The following is an 18,437-nucleotide window of genomic DNA, read 5'->3' as shown; positions in this document are numbered from 1 at the left end:
CAGATGAACCGCGTGGAGATGAGCCGCGTGCCGCCGCTCGATCCCGCCGTGCTCGACCAGCTCGCCAGCGGACAGCTGGACGAGCCCTTCGCCGTGCTCGGCCCGCATGAGGGGCCGCAGGGCCGCTATGTGCGCGTGTTCGTGCCCGGTGCCGAAGCAGTAGCGGTGCAGCCGAAGGCCGGGCCGCAGGCGCTGTTTCTGGAGCCGGGGCCCATCGACGGCCTGTTCTGCGGGCCGCTGCCCGAAGGCGCCTATGGCCTCTCCATCCGCTGGCCGAAACGCACGGAGGAGACCGAGGACCCTTACGCCTTCGGCCCGCTGCTGGGCGACCTTGATCTGCATCTCTTCTCCGAGGGCCGCCACTTCCGCCTCACCGATGCCCTCGGCGCCGCGCCGGTGACGGTGGAGGGCATAGCCGGCACGCGCTTCGCCGTGTGGGCGCCCAATGCGCGGCGGGTGAGTGTCGTGGGTGATTTCAACGGCTGGGACGGCCGCCGCCACGCCATGCGCCGGCGCGGCGCCAGCGGGGTGTTCGAGATCTTCATCCCCCGCGTCGGCCCGGGGGCGCTCTACAAATACGAAATCATCGGGCCAGATGGCGCGCTCCTGCCGCTGAAGGCGGACCCGGTGGCGCGGGCGACGCAATTGCCGCCGGAGACCGCCTCCGTCGTCCCCTCCCCCCGCACCCACCGCTGGCGGGACGAGGCCTTCATGGCATCCCGCGCCGCGCGCAATGCGCCCTCGGCGCCCATCAGCATCTATGAGGTGCACGCCGGCTCGTGGCTGCGCGATCCCGCCACCGGCGCGCCGCTGTCGTGGCTGGGGCTGGCGGAGCGGCTGGTGCCTTATGTGAAGGATCTCGGCTTCACACACGTGGAGCTGCTGCCGGTGACGGAGCATCCCTTCACCGGCTCGTGGGGCTACCAGCCCCTCGGCCTGTTCGCACCCTCCCGCCGCTTCGGCGACCCGGAGGATTTCGCAGCCTTCGTGGATGCCTGCCACCGCGCGGACATCGGCGTCATCATCGATTTCGTGCCGGCGCATTTCCCGTCCGACGCCCACGGCCTCGCCCGCTTCGACGGCACCGCGCTCTATGAGCATGCCGACCCGCGCGAGGGCTTCCATCAGGACTGGAACACGCTGATCTACAATCTCGGCCGGCGCGAGGTGGCGGGCTTCCTCATCGCCTCGGCGCTCCACTGGCTGGAGCATTTCCACGTGGACGGGCTGCGGGTGGATGCGGTGGCCTCCATGCTCTACCGCGACTACAGCCGCAAGCCCGGCGAATGGATCCCCAACCGCTTCGGAGGGCGGGAGAATCTGGAATCCGTGGACTTCTTGCGCCACCTCAACGCGGTGGTGGCCGAGCGCTGCCCCGGCGCGATCACCCTGGCCGAGGAATCCACCGCATGGCCGGGCGTGAGCAGTCCCAGCGCGGACGGCGGGCTCGGCTTTTCCTACAAGTGGAACATGGGCTGGATGCACGACACGCTCCATTACATGGCGCGCGAGCCGGTCTATCGCCGGCACCACCACGACGAACTCACCTTCTCCCTCGTCTATGCCTTCTCCGAGCGCTTCGTGCTGCCCCTCTCCCATGACGAGGTGGTGCACGGAAAGGGCTCGCTCATCGGCAAGATGCCGGGCGACACCTGGCAGAAGCGGGCGAACCTGCGGGCGCTGCTCGGCCTCATGTGGACCCATCCCGGCAAGAAGCTCCTGTTCATGGGCGGGGAGATCGGGCAGGAGCGCGAGTGGAGCCACGACCGGGAGATCGACTGGTTCCTTCTTGATGACCCCGCCCATCGCGGCATACAGAGCCTCGTGCGCGACCTCAATCGCCTCTATCGGGACCTCCCGGCGCTGCACGCGCTGGACGACCGGCCCGAGGGCTTCCGCTGGATCGTCGGCGACGACCGGGAGAACAGCGTCCTCGCCTTCCTGCGCCTCGCGCCCGATGCGGCGCCGGTGCTGGCGGTCATCAACCTCACGCCGGTGCCCCGGCAGGGCTATCGCATCGGCGTGCCCGCGGCCGGGCGCTGGCGCGAGGTGCTGAACAGCGACGCGCCGCTCTATGGCGGCTCGGGCATGGGCAATTACGGCGGCGTCGAAACGCGGGAGGAGCCGGCCCACGGCGAAGGCCAGAGCCTCGACCTCACGCTGCCTCCCCTCTCCACCCTCCTCTTCGTTCACACGGGAGAAAACTGATGGCGCGGCCGGAGCGGCTCGAAAGCGGACAGCCCTATCCGCTGGGCGCGACATGGGACGGGCTGGGCGCCAACTTCGCCGTCTTCTCCGCCAATGCGGACGGCATCGACCTGTGCCTGTTCGATCCCTCCGGCCGGCGGGAGATCGCCCGGATGCCGCTGCCGGAATGCACCGACGAGGTGTGGCACGGCTATCTGCCCAACGCCCATCTGGGCCTGCTGTACGGCTTCCGCGCCCATGGCCGCTACGCGCCGGAGGAAGGCCACCGCTTCAACCCGCACAAATTGCTGCTCGACCCCTATGCCCGCCAGATCGCGGGGCAGGTGCAGTGGTCGGACGCGCTGTTCGGCTATCGCGTCGCCTCCGGCCGCGGCGATCTCTCCTATGACCGGCGCGACAGCGCGGTGGCCATGCCCAAGGCCGTGCTGGTGGACGACAGCTTCTCCTGGGGCGACGACCGGCCGTTGCAGACCCCGTGGTCGGACACGGTGATCTACGAGGCCCATGTGCGCGGCCTCTCCATGCTGCGCGACGACGTGCTGCCGCACCAGCGCGGCACGTTTGCCGCCCTCGCCCATCCCGCCTTCATCGAGCACGTCAAGCGCATGGGGGTGACGGCGGTGGAGCTGCTGCCCGTCCATGGTTTCGTGCAGGACCGCTATCTGGTCTCGCAGGGGCTCAGGAACTACTGGGGCTACAACACCCTCTCCTTCTTCGCGCCCGAGCCGCGCTATCTCTCCGCCGGCGACCGCAACGAGTTCAAGGTGGCGGTGCGCCGCCTCCATGCGGCCGGGCTCGAGGTGATCCTGGACGTGGTCTACAACCACACCGCCGAGGGCAGCGAGCTGGGCCCGACGCTGAGCTTTCGCGGCCTCGACAACCGCTCCTACTACCGGCTGGTGAAGGACGAGCCGCGCTATTGCATCAACGACACCGGTACCGGCAACACGCTGAATCTCTCCCATTCGCGCGTGCTGCAGATGGTGGTGGATTCCCTGCGCTACTGGGTGACGCACTATCACATCGACGGCTTCCGCTTCGATCTCGGCGTCACGCTGGGGCGCGAGGAGCATGGCTTCGATCCCGGCTCCGGCTTCTTCGACGTGCTCCGGCAGGACCCTGTGCTCTCGCGCGTGAAGCTGATCTCCGAACCGTGGGACATCGGCCCCGGCGGCTACCAGCTCGGACATCACCCGCCGGGCTTCGCCGAGTGGAACGATCGCTTCCGCGACACGGTCCGCCGCTTCTGGCGCGGCGATGCGGGACAGCGCGGCGAGCTGGCCGCCCGCCTCTCCGGCTCCGGCGACATCTTCGACCGCCGCGCGCGACGGCCGTGGGCCTCGGTGAACTACATCGCGTCCCACGACGGCTTCCCCCTGAGGGACATCGTGTCCTACGCGGAGCGCCACAACGCGGCCAATGGCGAGGACAATCGCGACGGCCATTCGGAGAATTATTCCGCCAACTGGGGCGCCGAGGGACCCACCGACGACCCCGAAATCCGCGAGCGCCGCGCCCGTCTGGAGCGGGCCATGCTCGCCACCGTCTTCCTCGCTTTGGGCACACCCATGCTGCTCGCCGGCGACGAGTTCGGCCGCACGCAGAACGGCAACAACAACGCCTATTGCCAGGACAACGAGACCTCGTGGATCGACTGGTCGCTGCTGGAAGGCGCCGACGGGCAGATCCTCGCCGATTTCGTCGCGGTGCTCGCCAAGGCGCGCCACGATTTTCCCCTCCTGCGCTGCCGCTCCTTCCTCTATGGCGACCGGGAGCTGGCGCCCGGCATCACCGACATCGCGTGGTTCGACGAGAAGGCCGGCACGCCCTCCCCGGACGATTGGAACGCGGCGGAGGCGCGCCTCCTCACCCTGCGCCGGGCCGCGCACGGCGACGACGGCACCATCTGCGTGATGACGCTGATGCTGAACGCCACGCAGGAGCCGCGCGCCTTCCGCATTCCCCCGCCGAGCCCGGTGATCCTGATGATCGACAGCGCCAATCCCGGCGCGCCGGAGATGCTGGTGGAAGGCGAGGAGGTGGAGGTGGCGCCCCAGTCCCTCGTGCTGCTGCGCGGGCGCATCGCCGGGGGCGGTGCATGAGCGGGAGGGGGTACGACACCACGACCGCCTTCGGCCCTATCCTCACCGCCAACGGAACTCTGTTCCGCCTCTGGGGGCCGGGCGCGGAGGCCATCGAGCTGGAGCTGTCCACCGGCGCCCGCCTCCCCATGGCGCCGCGTGCGGACGGCTGGTTCGAGGCGGAGGCGCCGGTCGGGCCGGGCACGCTCTACCGCTTCCGCCTGAAGGACGGCACCGCTATTCCCGATCCCGCGTCGCGGGCGCAGGCGGGAGATGTCCACGGCTTCAGCGTCGTCACCGATCCCGGCGCGTATCGCTGGCGCACCGATTGGGCTGGGCGGCCGTGGCATGAGGCGGTGATCCTCGAAGTCCATGCCGGCCTGTGCGGCGGCTTTTCGGGGGTGGCGGAGAAGATCCCCGCATGGGCGGCCCTCGGCATCACGGCGGTGGAGCTGATGCCCGTCGCGGCGTTTCCCGGCACCCGCAACTGGGGCTATGACGGCGTGCTGCCCTTCGCCCCCGCCGCCATCTACGGCACGCCGGAGGAGCTGAAGGCCCTCATCGACACCGCCCACGCCCATGGCGTGATGATGCTGCTGGACGTGGTCTACAACCACTTCGGGCCGGACGGGAATTATCTCGGCCTCTACGCGCCGGATTTCTTCCACGCGGAACAGGCGACCCCGTGGGGGCCGGCGGTGGCCTTCGACCGGCCGGAGGTGAGCCGCTTCTTCCTCGAAAACGCGCTCATGTGGATCGAGGACTTCCGCTTCGACGGGCTGCGGCTCGATGCGGTCCACGCCATCCTGCCGCCTGAGGCCCTCGCTGCCCTCGGCCGCGATATCCGCGCCCGCATCCCGGCGGATCGTCCCGTGCATCTGGTGCTGGAGAACGAGCACAACGACGCGGCCCTCCTGCCGCGCCCGTTCGACGCCCAGTGGAACGACGACATCCACCATTGCCTGCATGTGCTGCTGACCGGCGAGCAGGAGGCCTATTACGGCGATTTCGCCGACGCCCCGGCCCATCGCCTCGCCCGCTGCCTTTCCGAGGGTTTCGCCTATCAGGGCGAGGCGGCGCCGAACCTCGGCCGGCCGCGCGGCACGCCGAGCGCCCACCTGCCCCCCACCGCCTTCGTCGCCTTCGCCCAGAACCATGACCAGATCGGCAACCGCGCCTTCGGCGAGCGCCTCCTCACCCTGGCCGATGCCGATGGCGTGCGCGCGGCGCTGGCGCTGGTGCTGCTCAGCCCCCAGATCCCCATGCTGTTCATGGGCGAGGAGATGGGCGCGCGCACGCCCTTCCTGTTCTTCACCGACCACGCGGAAGGGCTGGCCGACCTGGTGCGCGAGGGCCGGCGCGCGGAGTTCGCCCGCTTCTCCGCCTTCGCCGATCCCGCGCGGCGCGCCACCATTCCCGACCCCAATGCGCAGGCGACCTTCGCCGCCTCCATCCCGGTGCCACCGCCCGACGCGGACGAGTGGCAGAACTTCGTGGAGGACATGATCGCCGCCCGCCACACCCATGTGGTGCCGCGCCTTGAGGGCGCCGCGAGCCTCGGCGCGCAGGCGGTGTCCGACCACGCGGTGGTCGCGCGCTGGCGCATGGGCGACGGCGCGGTGCTCACCCTCGCCGCCAATTTCGGCGGGGAGCCCTGCCCTGCCGACCTTCCGGCGGCGCTGCATCTCATCGTATCCAGCGGCGCGGTGGAGGATTTCGCCATTCCCCCACGCGCCACCCTCGCCTTTCTCGAAGGCGCCCCGGCATGACGGCGTGCCGCCAGCCCGATCCCCTGCCCATCGAGGCGCTGGCCCGCGCGGCCGGTGTTTCCATCGAATGGGCCGATGCCTTCGCGCGTCCCCACCGCGTGCCGGTGGACACGCTGGAGCGCGTGCTCTGCGCCCTCGGCCATCCCTGCGGCACGCCGGCCGATATCCGACGCTCCCTCGCGGCCCTTCAGGCGCCGCAGGACCTGCCGGGGCTGATGACCGCCGATGCCGGCCGGGAGGTGGTGCTGCCGGGCATCGTTCCCTCCGTGCCGGCCGAGCTGGAGGGGGAGACGCCCCGCCGCGTGACGCTGCGGCCGCACCGGGAGGGCTCCGTCTTCACCGCGCCGGAGACGCCGGGCTATCACGTGCTCAGCATCGGCGCGCAGAGCCTGCGCCTCGCGGTGGCCCCGCGCCGCGCGCCCTCGGTGGCGGAGCGGACCAGCCGCGCGCGGGCCTTCGGCGTGGCGGCGCAGGTCTATGGGCTGCGGCAGGCGGGGGATGGCGGCATCGGCCATCTGGGCGCCGTCGCGGCGCTGGCCGAACGGTTGGCGGGTTTCGGCGCCCACGCCGTGGCGCTGAGCCCGCTGCACGCTTTGTTCTCCGCCGCGCCCGAGCGCTTCAGCCCCTATTCGCCCTCCAGCCGGCTGGCGCTCAACCCCCTCCTCGCCGACATCGCCGCCTTCCTCCCGCCGGGGGTCATCGATGGCGAGGATGAAGGGCCGGACGCCTTCATCGACTGGCCCCGCGCGGCGCGGCGCAAGCTCGCTTACCTGCGCCGGCTGTTCGACACGCTGGACACCTTCCCCGAGGCCGCCGGCGATTTCAGGGCCTTTGCCGCGCTGCCCGGCGACGACCTCGCCCGCCACGCGCTGTTCGAGGCGCTGCACGCCGCCATGATCGCCGGGGGCCACGGCCCCGACTGGCGGAAATGGCCGGCGCCGCTGCGCGATCCCGAAAGCCCTGAAGTCGCCGATTTCGCATCCGCGCAGGCGAACGAGGTGCGCTTTCACCTGTTCCTGCAATGGCTCGCCGCGCGCAGCCTTGCCGCCGCGCAGGCGCGCGCGCGGGCGGCCGGCATGGGCATCGGCCTCATCTCCGATCTCGCCGTCGGGCTCGATCCCGCCGGCAGCCAGGCATGGAGCCGGCCGGGTGATCTGCTCGCCGGCCTCGCCATCGGCGCGCCGCCGGACCTCATCAATGTCGCCGGGCAGAACTGGGGCCTCACCGCCATCTCGCCCACGGCGCTGGCGGCGCAGAATTTCGAGCCCTTCCTCGCGGCCATCCGCGCGGCGCTCCGCCATGCCGGCGGGGTGCGCATCGACCACATCCTCGGCCTGCGCCGCCTGTGGCTGGTGCCGGACGGCGCCGGCGCCGGAGAGGGCGCCTATCTCACCTATCCGCTTCAGGACCTCCTGCGGCTCGTGGCCATCGAGGCCCATGCGCATGGCGCCATCGCCATCGGTGAGGATCTCGGCACGGTGCCGGAGGGGCTGCGCGCGGAAATGACGGCGCTTGGCATCCTCGGCATGCGCGTGCTGCCCTTCGAGCGCGACGAGGACGGCGGCTTCCTGCCGCCGGAGGATTGGCAAAGAGAGGCGGTGGGGATGACCTCCACCCACGACCTGCCCACCATCGCCGGCTGGTGGCACGGCCGCGACCTCCACTGGCGCGCCCGCATCACCGCGTCGGACGTGGCGGCCGAAGCCCTCACCGCCCGCGCCGGCGAGCGCACGGCCTTCACGACGGCGGCGGCCGCGGCGGGCATCGCGACTTTGCTCGACGATGCGGAATGCGCGGTGGATGCGGCCGTCGCCTATGTGGCGCAAAGCGCGTGCGACCTCGCGATCATCCCGCTGGAAGACCTGCTCGGTCTCGACGAAAGCCCCAACCTGCCCGGCACCGTGGACGAGCACCCCAACTGGCGCCGCCGCCTGTCCGCGCCGGCCGAAGACCTCCTCGCCGCGCCCCGGATCAGGGCCCGGCTCTCCCTCCTCCAGCAGACCCGCGGCGAAGGGGCCGCACAAAGATGACCTCTGCCCTCCCCCGCGCCACCTATCGCCTGCAGTTCCACAAGGGCTTCACCTTCGACGACGGCGCGGCGGTGGTGCCCTATCTGGCGGATCTCGGCATCAGCCATCTTTATGCCTCGCCCATCCTGAAGGCGCGGGCGGGCTCCACCCACTGCTACGATGTGGTGGACCCCGCCCACGTCAATCCCGAACTCGGCGGCGAAGAGGGCCTGCGCCGTCTCGTGGCGGCGCTGCGCGGCCACGGCATGGGGCTGGTGGTGGACATCGTGCCCAACCACATGGGCGTGGGCGGTGATGAAAACCCCTACTGGCTCGACGTGCTGCGGCGCGGCCCCGACAGTCCCTTCGCTCCCCTGTTCGACATCGACTTTAAGGCCGGCGGCGGGCGGCTCCTCGCCCCCTTCCTCGGCGCGCCCTATCACGAGGTGCTGGCCGGCGGCGACCTCAAGCTGGTGCGCGATCCCGAGGCCGGCTGGGCGGTGCGCTACTTCCACCATCTCTTCCCGCTGCGGCCGGAGGATGCCGAGGCGCTGGAGGCCGATCCCGCCTCCGCCGGCAGTCTGGCCGGGGAGGAGGCCGCCCGGCATCTCCACGCCCTGCTGGAGCGCCAGCACTATCGCCTTGCTTATTGGCGGACCGCCCCGGACGCCATCAACTGGCGGCGCTTCTTCGACGTGACGGAGCTGGCCGCGTTGCGCGCCGACGCCCCCGGCGTGTTCGAGCGCACCCACGCCACGGTGCTGGACCTCTACGCGGAAGGCCTCATCGACGGCCTGCGCGTGGACCATGTGGACGGCCTCGCCGACCCCGGCGCCTATTGCCGGCGGCTGCGGGCGGAGCTTTCGGCGCGGGAGACGATGCGGCCGGCGCCGCTGCGCGGGCGCGCCTGGCTGGTGGTGGAGAAGATCCTTGCGGCGGGCGAGAGCCTCGATCCCGGCTGGGAGGTGGACGGCACCACCGGCTATGACTTCATGGAGGAGGTGAGCCGCCTGCTCCACGACGCGGCCGGCTTCGAGCGCCTCACCGCCCACTGGGCCGCCCACACCGGTCGGCCCGCAGCCTTCTCCGCCGAGGAAGAGCCGGCGCGGCGGGAGATCATCGCCCGGTCCTTTACCGCCCCGCTGGAGAGCGCGGTGGATGCCCTCGCCGCGCTCGCCGCCGCCGATCTCGCCGACCGCGACCGCCCGCGCCCGGCGCTCCGGCGCTGCCTCATCGAAATCCTCGTCCACTTCCCCCGCTATCGCACTTACTCCGCCGGCACGGGCGAGACGGGGGCGGACGCGCTGCATGAGGCCATCGCGGCGGCGCGGGGCGGCGTCTTCCCCGGCGATCAATGGCACCTCGACCGGATCGGCGCATGGCTCGGCCCCCTCGCCCCCGATGCGCCCCATCAGGACCTGCGGCGCGCGGCCATCACCCGTTTCGAGCAGCTGTCTTCCCCCGTCGCGGCGAAGTCGGTGGAGGATACGGCCTTCTATCGCTACGGCCCGCTGCTCTCGCGCAACGAGGTGGGCTCGAACCCCGCCACGGGCGGCGGCAGCGTCGCCGACTGGCACCGGACGGCCGCCGCGCGGGCGGCGCACTGGCCCTTCGCCATGCTGGCGAGCGCCACCCACGACCACAAGCGCGGCGAGGACGTGCGCGCGCGCCTCTCCATCCTCAGCGAATGCGCGGACCTGTGGATCGCCCTCCTCGACCGCTGGCTGGCGGCACTGAAGGGACAGGCGCCGACCGTGGATGCGGCCGACCGCATCATGCTCGTCGAGACGCTGGTGGGCGCGTGGCCGGACGATGCCTCCGGCATGGAGACCTTCCTCGCCCGCGTCGAAGGCTGGCAGATGAAGGCGCTGCGCGAGGCCAAGCGCGCGACCTCGTGGGACCGGCCGGACGAGGCCTTCGAGGCCGAGGCGCAGGGCCTCGCCCGCTTCATCCTCACCGCGCCCGAGGGGGCGGACATGCGGCGGGAGATGTCCCGCTTCGTCGATCTCATCCGCCCGGCCGCGGAGGCGAAGGGGCTGGCGGGAAGCGTGCTCAAGCTCACCGCCCCCGGCATTCCCGACCTTTATCAGGGCACGGAATTTCTCGACCTCTCGCTGGTGGACCCGGACAACCGCCGCCCCGTAGACTTCGCCCGCCGCCGCGCCACCCTCGATGTCCCGCCCGAGGGTGGCGACGGCCGCAAGCAGCACCTCATCCGCACGCTGCTCCGGCTGCGCGCGAAAGAGCCGGAGCTGTTTCGCGGGAAGTATGTGCCGCTGGACGTGGGCGGCACCGTGCCCATGGCCAGCTTCCTGCGCACGGGCGGCGGCAAGGCGCTGCTGGTCGCCTGCCCGGTAAGGACCTTCGAGCAGGTGACGCCGGCCGGCGGCCTTCAACCGACCGCGTGGCAGGGGATAAAGCTGCCGGCCGGATTCCGCTGGCGCTTCGCGGTGCCCGGCCTATCCGAACCGGTGCCATCGGCGGCCGATCTCGCCGCCAACACGGACTGGCCCTTCGCCCTTCTCGTGGGCGAGGGAGGCTGAGGGCTACACCCGCCGCCAGAGCAATCCGAGCAGCACCGCCGCCGCCAGCCACAGGCCGATCAGCGCCGAGAACGCCGCGCCCGCCCCCCAGGCCGCGAGAAGTTGCGCCGCGCCCAGCGGCGCCAGCGCCTGCGCCAACAATGCGGGACGGGCAAGGCGGCCGGCGAGCACGGGGTAGCGCTCCGCCCCCAGCACGGCCAGCGGCACGGTGCCTTTGGCAATGGAGAAGATGCCGTTGCCGGCGCCATAGGCGACCAGCGCCACGGCGACGATGGGAAAGCCTGCCGCCAGCATCACCAGCCCCAGCCCCATCAGCGCCACCGCCCAGATCATCGTCCAGAGCGGATGATGACGCCCGCCGGACGCCTGCTCGATGATCCGCGCGAACACCTGCGACGGGCCGATGAAGGCCCCGGCGGCCACCGCCTCGGCGAGGCTCAGGCCGCGCGACTGGAGCAGCGCCAGCACCTGCACCGACATGGCGGAGGCGATGGTGCCGATGAGGGTGACGATGCCGCCCATGAGCAGGAAGGAGATGCGCTCAGGCCCGCCAAGCACCACCGGCCCGCCCCGCGCCGGCCGGCCGGTCTCCACTCGCGGCGCAATCGCCGGCATGAAGGCCAGCACCAGCGGGATCGAGACGGCGAGATGGAGGCCGGCATAGACGAAGCACGTCGCCCGCCAGCCCAGATGCGCATCGAGGAAGGCGGTGATGGGCCAGCACACCGTGCTGGCGAAGCCGCCCCACAAAGTGAGCATGGTGATCGCCCGCCGCGCGCCCGCCCCGTAGAGCCGGCCGAGCGCGGCGAAGGCTGCGTCATAGAGGCTCGCCGCCATGCCCGCGCCGGCAATGCACCAGCCCAGCATGAACATCGCCGGCCCCTGCGCCAGCGCCAGCAAGGCGAGGCCGCAGGCCAGCAGCGCGCATCCGCCCGCCAGCACCGGCCGCCCGCCGCGCGCATCGATCAGCGCGCCCACCTTCGGCGAGACCAGCCCCGCCACCAGAAGCCCCACGGAGAGGCTGCCGACGATCCATTGCAGCGGCCATCCGGTATCCCTGGAGATCGGCCCCGCCAGCACCGTGAGCAGATAGAAGGACGAGCCCCAGGTGAGGATCTGCACCACGCCCAGCGCGGCGATGACCGAACGGCCGGCGCCGCCTGTCCCGGCCGGCGATGCGGCGGCGCTCACCGCACGGCCGCGCCGAGGGCGAGCCGCGCCTCCAGCGCCTCGGCCGCTTCCTTGCGCTCGCTGTAGCGGTCGGTGAGATAGGGGGAGATGTCGCGCGTCAGCAGGGTGAACTTCACCAGTTCCTCCATCACGTCCACCACCCGGTCGTAATAAGCGGAGGGCTTCATCCGCCCCGCCTCGTCGAACTCCTGATAGGCCTTGGCGACGGACGACTGGTTGGGAATGGTGAGCATGCGCATCCAGCGGCCGAGGATGCGCATCTGGTTCACTGCGTTGAAGGATTGCGAGCCCCCGCACACCTGCATCACGGCCAGCGTGCGCCCCTGCGTGGGGCGGATGGCGCCCAGCGCGAGGGGGATCCAGTCGATCTGCGCCTTCATCACCGCGCTCATGGCCCCGTGCCGCTCCGGGCTGCACCACACCTGCCCTTCGGACCACATGGTGAGTTCGCGCAGCTCCGCCACCTTGGGATGCTCCACCGGGGCACCATCGGGCAAAGGCAGGCCATCGGCATGATAGACCCGGGTTTCCGCGCCGAGCCGCTTCAGCAGCCGCTCCGCCTCCAGCGTCAGCAGGCGGGAATAGGAGCGCTCGCGCAGCGAGCCATAGAGCAGCAGGATGCGCGGCGGATGGCGCGAGGGCGCGGCCGGGAGCAGCCGGTCGAGGCTCGGGACGTGAAACAGGGCCTCGGTTACGTTGGGCAAAGTGTCGTCGGTCACGGATGCTCCTCGCCTGGGCTGGCTCCGCCGCTCTCATAGCAGCGTCCGGCGCGGCTCACAGCATCCATCGGCGACGCGACGGTGCGGCGACGGGCCGGCGCCTGCACCCGGCTTGAGCAGAGAAAAGTCAAATCATAAGCAGAAGTACAATTATTGCGCAGGGACACGAGACGTTTTGGCCCATCTCTCTCCGCATCGGCCTCTCTCGAACTATTCGATTGACGCCGCGCACCAGCGACAGACTATAGTCCTTGACATCACCGTCCCGCACCCGCGTCCCAACCGGGAGATTGCTATGGGTCTGCAGTCCATGGTCGATTTCAAATGGCCTGGCCTCATGCGACCGGACGGCGCGCGCATCGCGCTCAATCGCGACGCCTTCATCGCCATCGATCGCTATAAGGACATCAGCTACGATCCGGTGTACCGGCCGCAGGCGCTCTATCACCGCGCGCTGGAAGGCCTCCATGCCAATAACGGCGCCTTCCTGCTGCAGGAGGTGGCCACCAACCTGCCCATCTACCGGGACGACACGGGCCCGACCGACTTCCACCTGCACCTGCCGCCGGGCGGCTTCCAGCTGGTGCTCGTCACCTCCGGGATGTTCACCTTCGACTATGACGGCAAGGTCCACTATGTGGGGCCGGGCGCGGCGATGCTCCAGAGCGCCATCGTCCACCGCCAGCTTTTCTACACATGGTCGGGTCTCTCGACCGAAGAGAATTTGAAGACACCGCAGACCGTGGTGCCGGACCCGTTGTGCATGGGCTATTCCGGCAAGTTCCTGGAAGCCTTCATCACCGATCCCTCCACCTTCCCGAACCCCACCGTGGTCGGCCCGGATGAGATCCGCGAGGACGAGACGCCCCGCACCGCCTGGAAGCATCCGCTGCACAACCGGCCGGCCGGCGCGGGCTTCTGGGTTCAGGACCCGCTCGCCCTCGACGCCCTGTTCCGTCCCTATCCGACCGATGCACTGGGACCGGTGGCCTCTCCCATGCCGGTGCATGTGCGTGACCTCGGCATCGAGGCGCCGAGCGGCCATCTCGTCACCGGCCACATCATCGCCACCGATCCGCGCGGTGGCGCGGTGCTGCCCAAGTCGGCGGCGGCGGCCGATGCGGAGGGGCTGGCGAAGGGCGAGGTCGTCGTCTACCGCATCATCCGCGGCACCGCCGGTTTCGCGGATCGCGCGGGCAAGATCATCGAGCTGGCCACGGGCGATACGGTCACCGCCGGCGCGGGCGCCATCCGGCTCGCGGAGATCGGCGAGGACACGCAGATTCTGCGGCTCGGCCTCCTCAACGGCTTCGATGCCCTGAGGATGTGGACGCCGGGCCAGCGGGACGAGATCGACGCCCTCGCCGGTCAGATCATCACCCGCGCGGACCTGCGCAGCGATCGCCTCGCCGGCAGCCCGGTGGGCTATCTCTACGAATAGCGCGCCGCCCGGGAGCGCCGCTCAGCCGAACATGCCGGCCACCATGGCGCGATACCAATCCGCATTCTCCTCCTGCTGGCGGCGGCGCAGGGCAGCCGGCTCGCGGGCTCCGGAGACAGTGCCCTCCACCTCGCGGATGCGGCCATCCACCGGGCGGTAGAGCCCGCTCACCTTCACCGCGTCGTCGGCCGCGATCAGGCTCCAGCAGGTGCTGGCATAGCTGGCCAGCGGGACAGCCTCGCCGAACAGGCCGGCAAGCAGCGCCCGCGCCGCCACATCAGCCTGGCTGCCCGCGGCAAAGGCGGATTTCGGGATCTCGCCGCCAATGGCGGCATCGCCGATGACGAACACGGCAGGGTCCAGCGCCGAAGCCATGGAGGCGGCCTCCACCGGGCACCAGCCCGAGGCATCGGCCAGCCCCGCACCGCGGGCGATGGCGCCCGCCTTCTGCGCCGGGATCACGTTCACCAGCGCCGCCTCGCGATAGGTCTCGAAGCCGGTGACCACCGTGCCGGTGGCCGGGTCCACCGAGACGAGGCCGTCGGAAATGTCCGGCGCCATCCATTCCACCATGCCGGGGTAATGCCCCTCCCAGCCCTCCTGAAAGAGGCCCTGCATGGAGAATTTGGGCTTCGGGTCCACGATGATGATGCGCGCCCCGCCGCGCCCGGTGGTCTTCAGGCGATGGGCCATCATGGAGGCGCGCTCATAGGGCGCCGGCGGGCAGCGGAAGGGGTTGGGCGGGGCGATGATGACGATGAGGCCGCCGTCCGGCACCTTGTCCAGCCGCTCCTTCAGGAGGCGCAGCTGGGCGCCGCCCTTCCAGGCATGGGGCATCGCGGTCTCGGCGGCGCGGCTCCAGCCGGGCACGCTGTCATAATCGAGATCGATGCCGGGGGAGAGGATGAGGCGGTCATAGGGAAGGCGTCCGCCATCGGCGAGGCGCACCTCCCGCCGCTCCCGGTCGATGGCGTCGGCCCTTTGCGGCACGAGGCGCACGCCGGCCCGCGCGAGGCCCTGATAGCCGAATTCCAGGGCGGCGAAATCAATGAAGCCGCCCAGCCAGAGATTGGAGTGGAACATCGCCACATAAAGCGGCTCCGGCTCCACCAGCGTGACCTCCACCCGGCCATCGCGCAGAAGGGCGCGGGCGGCATTCGCCCCGCCGGCGCCGCCGCCCACAATCACCACGCGCGGCCTTGCCTGCGCCGCGACGTGCGGCGCGCAGAGCAGCGCCGCCGCCAGCGCCGAACCGCCCAGCAGCGCCCGCCGCGAGACGCCCGCGCGCGCCATGCCTTCAGCCGACCTTGAGGTAGCCGAACCCCTTGCCCTGCAATGCGCCGGCCGTGGCGATGCCGGAGGGCACGAAGGCGATGAAGGCCTCATCGCGCGCCTTCTCCTTGGGCACGTGGTTGCGCTCGAAGGTGTAGGCGCACAGGTAGACCTTGAGCCCGTTCTTGGCGAGGGCGGCGATCTTCTCATTGAGCGTGGGGTCGAGGGTTTCCTTCTCCCACATGGTGCCGTTGAGATTGTCGAGGAAGAATTTGATGCCGCCCGCATGGGCCACCATCACGATCTGCAGCGCGAAGGGGTCCGCGCCGTAAGAGGCATAGTGGTTGTTGATGTTGTTCAGCGTCTGGGCGAAGCGGGCATGGTCGCCATAGTCCACGTGGTAGACGCAGGCCGTGTCCGCTTCCTTCTTGATGTCGGCGAGCTGGAGCGACTGCACGGCGGCATGGGCGCTCGTGGCCGCGATCGGCGCAGCGCCCGCAAGCGCCATGGTGCCGAGGAAGGCCCGGCGGTCGAACTGGGGCATGGTTTCCTCCCGTCATCGGCGTCTGGCGCGCCGTGTGCCTTCAACTGTGCCACCCGCCGCCCCCGCTCCGCAACGGCGCGGCGGGCCGGCGCGCGAACTACTTCTTCGAGCCGTCCGGCTTGAACTGGGCAAGGAAGGCGATGAGATCCACGCGCTCCTGCTCGTTCTTGATGCCGGCGAAGGCCATCTTGCCCTTGGGGGCGAGGTGCTTGGGATTTTCGAGATAATCGTTGAGGCTGGCCTCGTCCCACACCTTGCCGGCGGCGGCGCCGTCCTTGATGTCCTGGGAATAGGCATAGCCCTCGAAGTGGGCCCATTTGGCGCCGACGATGCCATTGAGGGGCGGGCCGACCTTCACCTTGGCGTCGGGGCCGACCGCATGGCAGGCCATGCATTTCTTGAACACCGTCTCGCCCTTGGCGATGTCCGGGTCCGCGTGCGCCGGGGCAGCGGCGACGCCGAGCAGGAGGGCGATCATCACGGGGATGCGCACGATCCTCGTCCTTTCCGTTGGAGGGCTGTGTGGTGTCCCGGACGAGGCGGCCGGGACCCTTCCTTGGCGTTACGACGGGCGGCTCACTCCAGATTGCCCTTGGGCGGATCGCCGTCCGGCGTCACGTTGAGGATCTGGGCGCGGGCGGTGACATGGACCTCACCGCTGCAGTCCTTCATGCAGGGGTTCTTCTTCCAGAAGGCCTTTTCCGAGGTCTCCCGGTCGTCGTCGTAGAAATTGGCCTCGTTGGGCAGGTCCACCTTGGGGAAGTTGTCCTTCGAGAGCACGAAGTCCTCGGCAACGAGATCGTTGAGGTTCAGAAGATACGCGACGATGGCGTAGGTCTGGTCCGGCGAGAGCGACAGGTTGCTGCCGAAGGGCATGGCCCGGTGCACGTAGTCATAGACCGTGGAGGCGTAGGGCCAGAAGGAGCCGATGGTCTTTTCCGGCCGCTCGGATTTCAGGGTGCCGCGCCCGCCGGCCAGCACCGGCCAGCGGCCCGCGCCCTCGCCGAACTCGCCATGGCACTGGGCGCAGTTCTGCAGGAACAGCTCCTCGCCCTCCTTCACCGAGCCCTTGCCCGGCGGCAGGCCCTCGCCATCGGCGCGGACGTCGATGTTCCAGGCGGCGATTTCCTCCTGAAGCGCGGGGCGGCCGAGGGCGATGGTCTTGGCTGCAGCCGGCGCCGTCGCGGCGGGGGCGGCCACGTTCACTGCCTGCCGGGCCTTGTCGGTCTTGTCCTTCTCCGCCTTTGCCGCGGGCCTGCCCGGCTGGGGATCGGCCACGGCCATGCCGGAGACGGCCAGGGCGCCGACGAGCAAGGCGGAAGCGAGGAGCGTCTCAGCCGACTTCCACATTTTCCGTCTCCCCGTTGGAGCGCACCAGCCACGTCTGGATGCCGTTGTTGTGGTAGATGGAATTGGTGCCGCGAATGGCCCGCAGCTCCTGCTTGGTGGGCTGCACATAGCCGGTGTCGTCCATGGCGCGGGACTGCACCATCAGCTCCTGCCCGGCCCAGTCGAAATCGAGATAGAAGCGCGTCATGGACATGGGCAGCGCCGGCCCGTCGATGCGCGCGGTGGTCCAATTGCGCCCGCCGTCCAGCGAGACGTCCACCCGCGAGATGGTGCCGCGCCCCGACCAGGCGATGCCGGAGAGCACGTTCGGCCCCTTGTGCTTCAAGGGCGCCTGCGGGCTCGGGCTCGTTACCACGGATTTTGCATCCATCACGAAGGTGAAGCGGCGCGACCGGCCGTCGGCGAGGAGGTCGGTGTATTTCGACGTCTCCTCGCGCTGCTGCCAGGGCTGGTCGCCCACCTTGAGGCGGCGCAGCCACTTGACCCACATATTGCCTTCCCAGCCCGGCACCACGAGCCGCACCGGATAGCCCTGCTCGGGCCGCAGCGCCTCGCCGTTCATGCCGAACGCGACGAGGCAGTCGTTCATCGCCTTTTCGAGCGGGATGGAGCGCGTCATCACCGCCGCGTCGGCGCCCTCGGCGAGCACCCATTTGCCCTTGGGATTGACGCCCGCCATGTCCAGCAGCGTCTTCAGCGGCACGCCGGTGTAGAAGAGATTGTGGATCATGCCGTGGGTGAACTGGCAGCCGTTGAGCTGCGCGCCGCGCCACTCCATGCCGGAATTGGCCGCGCATTCGAGGAAGTAGGCGCGGTTCACCCGGCCGGGCATGCGCTTCAGGTCTTCCAGCGTAAAGACGAGGGGCTTGTCCACGAGGCCGTGGATCATCAGCCGGTACTTGTCCGGCTCGATCTCCGCCTGCCCGCCATGGTGCCGCACGAAGCACAGGCCGTTGGGCGTGATGACGCTGTCGAGGGCATAGAGCGGGGTGAAGCTGACCGAGCTCTGCGAGCTGGCGGTGAGCCACGTCACCTCCCGACGCACCACGTCCTTCTCGAACATGGAGGGCTTGCCATAGGGGTTCTCATTGACCGGCGCGCCGAGGGTCTTGGTCCAGTCGGGTACCGGCACGATGTTGGGATCGGGCGTGCCGGCGGCCGGCGCGGCAAGGGCCGCCCCGCCACCGGCGACGGCGGCGCCCGCGCCGATGCCCGCAAGGTTGAGGAAGCGCCTCCGGGAAAGCGACGGTTTCGCTCCGCTCGCGCGCTCCGTCGGGGGCAGACTGGTGTCGGACATGACGTCCTCCCTG

The 18,437-nt window shown here is 70.2% G+C and carries 13 protein-coding genes; 6 read left to right on the top strand and 7 right to left on the bottom strand.

The features are described 5' to 3' along the window. Positions 1–3 precede the first annotated feature (3 nt). Genes glgB through treY form a run of 5 tightly spaced genes read left to right on the top strand, consistent with a single transcriptional unit; the run spans position 4 to position 10,610 of the window. Entirely contained in the window at positions 4–2,208 is a 2,205-nt protein-coding gene (gene glgB, locus FHT36_RS17585; protein WP_169123873.1) for a 1,4-alpha-glucan branching protein GlgB, read from the top strand. Beyond that, entirely contained in the window at positions 2,208–4,310 is a 2,103-nt protein-coding gene (gene glgX, locus FHT36_RS17580) for a glycogen debranching protein GlgX (RefSeq protein WP_210257825.1), read from the top strand. Before glgB ends, glgX begins: the two co-directional genes overlap by 1 nt. Further along, positions 4,307–6,058, top strand: a complete 1,752-nt coding sequence (gene treZ, locus FHT36_RS17575) for a malto-oligosyltrehalose trehalohydrolase (RefSeq protein ID WP_169123778.1) — start codon at positions 4,307–4,309, stop codon at positions 6,056–6,058. Before glgX ends, treZ begins: the two co-directional genes overlap by 4 nt. Beyond that, a complete protein-coding gene (gene malQ / locus FHT36_RS17570) occupies positions 6,055–8,088 on the top strand; it encodes a 4-alpha-glucanotransferase (RefSeq protein WP_169123777.1) in 2,034 nt (677 codons plus the stop codon). Before treZ ends, malQ begins: the two co-directional genes overlap by 4 nt. Next, positions 8,085–10,610, top strand: a complete 2,526-nt coding sequence (gene treY, locus FHT36_RS17565; protein ID WP_169123776.1) for a malto-oligosyltrehalose synthase — start codon at positions 8,085–8,087, stop codon at positions 10,608–10,610. The genes malQ and treY overlap by 4 nt, the downstream gene beginning before the upstream one ends. 3 nt (positions 10,611–10,613) lie before the next feature. On the opposite strand, the gene FHT36_RS17560 is transcribed toward treY, so the two are convergent. Both FHT36_RS17560 and arsH read right to left on the bottom strand, forming a co-directional pair. Next, positions 10,614–11,801: an MFS transporter gene (locus tag FHT36_RS17560; protein ID WP_169123775.1), complete on the bottom strand. Its 1,188-nt coding sequence runs from the start codon at positions 11,799–11,801 to the stop codon at positions 10,614–10,616. Further along, positions 11,798–12,520, bottom strand: coding sequence for an arsenical resistance protein ArsH (gene arsH / locus FHT36_RS17555; RefSeq protein ID WP_169123774.1), 723 nt, complete (start codon positions 12,518–12,520; stop codon positions 11,798–11,800). Before arsH ends, FHT36_RS17560 begins: the two co-directional genes overlap by 4 nt. 295 nt (positions 12,521–12,815) lie before the next feature. Here arsH and FHT36_RS17550 point away from each other — a divergent pair, with 295 nt between their 5' ends. Continuing rightward, a complete protein-coding gene (locus FHT36_RS17550; RefSeq protein WP_169123773.1) occupies positions 12,816–13,961 on the top strand; it encodes a hypothetical protein in 1,146 nt (381 codons plus the stop codon). A gap of 21 nt (positions 13,962–13,982) precedes the next feature. On the opposite strand, the gene FHT36_RS17545 is transcribed toward FHT36_RS17550, so the two are convergent. The 5 genes from FHT36_RS17545 to soxC all read right to left on the bottom strand — a co-directional run bounded on the left by FHT36_RS17545 (position 13,983) and on the right by soxC (position 18,424). Further along, positions 13,983–15,254, bottom strand: a complete 1,272-nt coding sequence (locus FHT36_RS17545) for an NAD(P)/FAD-dependent oxidoreductase (protein ID WP_169123772.1) — start codon at positions 15,252–15,254, stop codon at positions 13,983–13,985. Positions 15,255–15,258: 4 nt separating this feature from the next. Continuing rightward, entirely contained in the window at positions 15,259–15,777 is a 519-nt protein-coding gene (locus tag FHT36_RS17540) for a DsrE family protein (protein ID WP_169123771.1), read from the bottom strand. A 97-nt stretch (positions 15,778–15,874) separates the two neighbouring features. Continuing rightward, a complete protein-coding gene (locus FHT36_RS17535; protein ID WP_169123872.1) occupies positions 15,875–16,255 on the bottom strand; it encodes a cytochrome c family protein in 381 nt (126 codons plus the stop codon). Between the two features lie 98 nt (positions 16,256–16,353). After that, positions 16,354–17,127: a c-type cytochrome gene (locus FHT36_RS17530; RefSeq protein ID WP_169123770.1), complete on the bottom strand. Its 774-nt coding sequence runs from the start codon at positions 17,125–17,127 to the stop codon at positions 16,354–16,356. Next, complete coding sequence (gene soxC, locus FHT36_RS17525) at positions 17,111–18,424, bottom strand: sulfite dehydrogenase (RefSeq protein ID WP_169123769.1); 1,314 nt, start codon at positions 18,422–18,424, stop codon at positions 17,111–17,113. The genes FHT36_RS17530 and soxC overlap by 17 nt, the downstream gene beginning before the upstream one ends. Positions 18,425–18,437 lie beyond the last annotated feature (13 nt).

Source organism: Xanthobacter sp. SG618 (assembly GCF_012932745.1).
Taxonomy (GTDB): domain Bacteria; phylum Pseudomonadota; class Alphaproteobacteria; order Rhizobiales; family Xanthobacteraceae; genus Xanthobacter; species Xanthobacter flavus.
This window is presented reverse-complemented; position numbering and strand designations above follow the sequence as displayed.

Bases quoted from the DNA above. Each gene is read 5' to 3' on its own strand.
- glgB (WP_169123873.1), top strand. From the start codon at position 4: ATGAACCGCGTGGAGATGAGCCGCGTGCCGCCGCTCGATCCCGCCGTG.
- glgX (WP_210257825.1), top strand. From the start codon at position 2,208: ATGGCGCGGCCGGAGCGGCTCGAAAGCGGACAGCCCTATCCGCTGGGC.
- treZ (WP_169123778.1), top strand. From the start codon at position 4,307: ATGAGCGGGAGGGGGTACGACACCACGACCGCCTTCGGCCCTATCCTC.
- malQ (WP_169123777.1), top strand. From the start codon at position 6,055: ATGACGGCGTGCCGCCAGCCCGATCCCCTGCCCATCGAGGCGCTGGCC.
- treY (WP_169123776.1), top strand. From the start codon at position 8,085: ATGACCTCTGCCCTCCCCCGCGCCACCTATCGCCTGCAGTTCCACAAG.
- FHT36_RS17550 (WP_169123773.1), top strand. From the start codon at position 12,816: ATGGGTCTGCAGTCCATGGTCGATTTCAAATGGCCTGGCCTCATGCGA.
- FHT36_RS17545 (WP_169123772.1), bottom strand. From the start codon at position 15,254: ATGGCGCGCGCGGGCGTCTCGCGGCGGGCGCTGCTGGGCGGTTCGGCG.
- FHT36_RS17540 (WP_169123771.1), bottom strand. From the start codon at position 15,777: ATGCCCCAGTTCGACCGCCGGGCCTTCCTCGGCACCATGGCGCTTGCG.
- FHT36_RS17535 (WP_169123872.1), bottom strand. From the start codon at position 16,255: ATGATCGCCCTCCTGCTCGGCGTCGCCGCTGCCCCGGCGCACGCGGAC.
- FHT36_RS17530 (WP_169123770.1), bottom strand. From the start codon at position 17,127: ATGTGGAAGTCGGCTGAGACGCTCCTCGCTTCCGCCTTGCTCGTCGGC.
- soxC (WP_169123769.1), bottom strand. From the start codon at position 18,424: ATGTCCGACACCAGTCTGCCCCCGACGGAGCGCGCGAGCGGAGCGAAA.